This is a genomic window from Pseudomonas sp. Larv2_ips (assembly GCF_963879675.1).
Classification (GTDB): domain Bacteria; phylum Pseudomonadota; class Gammaproteobacteria; order Pseudomonadales; family Pseudomonadaceae; genus Aquipseudomonas.
The window spans coordinates 1,854,013-1,857,144 of the sequence record NZ_CAWOAW010000014.1; the positions used below are offsets into that span (position 1 = coordinate 1,854,013).

The window sequence follows — 3,132 nt, forward strand, 5'->3', positions numbered from 1 at the left end:
CTCGAGCGGAGTCAGAGGGGTCTTGCCGTCTTTACCGAGGATGACCTGGCCGGATTCATCAACGGCGACTGCATCGCCATCTTCGTTAAGGGTGAACACGCCTTTGGCGCGCAGGATGATGTCGTCTGTTGCTTCCGGCAGCGCACCGGCCTTCAATGCTGCACCGCGTACAGAGTCGCCCAGGACTTTGCCCTGGAACTTGGCAGCGAAAGATTCAGCTTTCTCTGCGCGCTCGCTGATGGTCTTCAACTGCTTGTCGTAGTCGCCACGCAGGCGCTCGGTGCGACGGTTGAAGACCTCGTCCACCTTGCCCTCTGTCAGAAGCTTGGTTTCTTCGTCCTGGCCCGCACGGCTGAGCAGGCCCTTGACGGCGTCGATATCGATGCCCTCAAACTGGGTTTCGAACTGGGTCAGCTTGCCGGAGGTTTCCTTCAGCTTGCCCAGCAGTTCCGAGTTCTTGGTCTTCAAACCGGAAACGGATGCTTCAACGGCAGTCGCGATAGCGGCCTTGATTGCCGGGTTTTCCAGGTCGATTTCGTTTTCTTCTGCCACGTTGATGCACCCTTAGGGTTTGGTTAGCCCGCCTTGCGAGCAATAAAAAACCGCCCGGAGGCGGCTGATTGAATGTGTTCGGTTAAATTCCCGCCATAGCGAATGCCAGTGGCTCCAAAACCTTCATCTGGGCGAGTGTCAGCGGCGCAAAGTTACGATCAAGCTGAAGTTCGGTGAACCGCTCTAGCGTCAGGCCGCCTTCGCGGAACAGCTTGGCTCGTACTGGACCAATAGCAGCATCCTGAAACGCTGCTGGTTGCTGCTGCAGCCAGTGGTAGTAGTCGAGGCTGGCGTTAACCTGCCTCCCGCCATCAGCACCTACAGATGCGCGCGTGGCGCCCTTGGCGAATATCTTGCTGAGCCTGGTCAAAATAATGAAAGTCGTGCGGCAGTTAGGATGAAACGGCGGCCTGGGCCCAGACTCAACCGGAAACCTACGGCCGTCCAGCGATCGGCATTGCTGGCTGGTCTTGCTGTCCAGCGTCGCAACGATTTGGATCTCGGACACAATGTCGGTGTTGGCCTTTGCCACCTCCATGCGCGCCTGGGACGACACATGCTGAATGGCGGTGTGCACGACCGTGCCGGCATTGCGGTTGGTGGTGGCCAGGATGCCGTCTTTGTATCCTGCCGCCTTGGTGCCGCGAATGTTGCGGATGATCTGGAAGTTCGTCTGCCCTTCGAAGAAGCCCTGCCGGATGGTGCCGGTGACGCGCTCACGCTCCGCACCGGTCCAGCCCTTAATGAACGCCTTAAGCAGCTTTCCACCACCGGTGCCGCGCACGCTTAGTGGGTTCGTCAGCACTGCTGTTCGGATTGCCGCAGCCGTGGGCGCCACCACATCGAGCGACACGCCCACCGGTGCAGACTTGGCCAGGCTGGTCGCTTCAAACTCGGCCTCGTAGTTGGCGATGTCTACCAGGTCGAGGTTCAACTGCGCGCTGTAGCGGTCGAAGATGCCCAGCAACAGGCTGTCGACCTCTTTCAGCAGCGCCTCCAAACGTTTGAGGTTGTAGTCGGTCAGGTCCGACTGGGTAAGCCGGTCGCGGATCGAGCGGTCGATCTCCTTGAGGAAAGGGGCAAACTTGCCCACCTCTCCTGCCTTTAGTTTTTCAAGAAAGACCGCGTGCCGGATGGTGGCATCAAGTACTGCCGGATTTACCGCCATTTAGTTTGTCCTCGTCGTCCAAGCCCAGGCCGTCAACCTGCTCTTCCAGTTCGCCGTCGATCTGCAGGTCTGTGCGCTCCGGTGCGATCAAACCCAGCTTACGCAGGTAGGCCCGAAGGTCTGCCTTAGCAAATCCGCGTTGCTGCCACAGCCCCACCAGCGCCGTGATCATCTGCGGGTCAGCAGTGAGCTCGACGAACTCTTGGTTCACCTGGTACGCGACCTTCTTGTCTGCAACGCCCATGTAGGCGCAGCACCACATGATTGCTCGGGTGTAGGCCTCGCTGACGTTTGCCACGCAGCCTGCGAGTACCGAAGTGGATGCCGACTGATCGCCTCGGGACTCGGTAGCGGTCTTGGTGGCAAGTGAAGCCACCACCATCCGTGCGCCGAGTTCGATCATCATCTGGTTCTTATCAGCCATTGCCTCCTTGACCAGCGTGTTCGGCGCCGGTTGCGCGTAGCCGAATGCACCACCCGCCGGCAGCATCATGGGAGCCCTGGAGCCAACATAAACGCCGTGCTTCTCCATCCAGTCGCGCCACTGCTCATCAAGGCCGCTGATCCAAGGCTGAGCCTGACCACACCAGAAGACGCTGTCTTCGTAGTCGGCACTGTTCCGGTAATGGCCCAGGTTGATCATGGCGATGTCGTAGAGCGGCGATTCGTCGATGCTTGGGTCGTTGTTCTGCGCGCCGACGAAGGTGAACGGGATCTCCTTGAGGCGACCGGTTACGCCTTCAGGCCTGAACTCATCGATGACCGCCAGCGGCCCGCCGCCTTTCGGCCCGGACCGGCGCCAGACACGGCAAACGAAACCGTCATCCTCAAGCGCCAGCTCCCGGTACTGCTCAGCCGTCTTGTAGCCGAACCCTTCCGGGATCTCCGGCGACTCGCGCAGCACCACCAGGGTCAGCACGCTGTGACCATTTACCATGCCCGTGCGCCAGTTGATGATATCCTCGGCGCAGTACGACAGGATCACCGAGTGCCCGCCGATGCCGTCGTCCTGGTGATAGTCGACGTACAGGCCGTGGCGTCCAGCCTCAAGCACCTTCTCAAGCGTGCCTTGTGAATGCTGGTAAATGCTCACTCCGGAGCCGTTGGCGTTGTCTTGCAGGTACTCCAGCTTTTTCGGCACCGTGAGGGTCGGGTCTTTATGGAAGGCCAGGCCCAGCAGCCCGTTACGGGTGTGCCCGGTGGCATTCTTGAACACGGCCCGCTCTCGGTAAGCCCGATTCCTGTCTTCGTTCTCCGGCGACTTGTCGTGTGCGTTGATGTAGGGCAGCCGATCGACAACACGGTGCTGGCCCGCGCAAACATCGCGAACCGTCGCCCAGCGGTCCAGCACTGCCGTGTATTCCGCCCGCTTGAAGGAGACGTCGTTGCTCATCGGGCGTATCCCATTTTGA

The 3,132-nt window shown here is 60.0% G+C and carries 3 protein-coding genes; all 3 read right to left on the reverse strand.

All coding sequences use genetic code 11. The features are described 5' to 3' along the window. On the reverse strand, window positions 1–552 hold a 552-nt coding region (locus AACV02_RS15220; RefSeq protein WP_119740854.1), incomplete at its 3' end, for a hypothetical protein. A gap of 82 nt (window positions 553–634) precedes the next feature. Further along, window positions 635–1,720: a minor capsid protein gene (locus AACV02_RS15225; protein ID WP_119740759.1), complete on the reverse strand. Its 1,086-nt coding sequence runs from the start codon at window positions 1,718–1,720 to the stop codon at window positions 635–637. Beyond that, window positions 1,695–3,113, reverse strand: coding sequence for a DUF4055 domain-containing protein (locus AACV02_RS15230; RefSeq protein ID WP_119740761.1), 1,419 nt, complete (start codon window positions 3,111–3,113; stop codon window positions 1,695–1,697). The genes AACV02_RS15225 and AACV02_RS15230 overlap by 26 nt, the downstream gene beginning before the upstream one ends. Window positions 3,114–3,132: the final 19 nt, after the last annotated feature.

Coding starts and splice junctions, on each gene's coding strand:
- AACV02_RS15225 (WP_119740759.1), bottom strand. CDS start 1,720: ATGGCGGTAAATCCGGCAGTACTTGATGCCACCATCCGGCACGCGGTC.
- AACV02_RS15230 (WP_119740761.1), bottom strand. CDS start 3,113: ATGAGCAACGACGTCTCCTTCAAGCGGGCGGAATACACGGCAGTGCTG.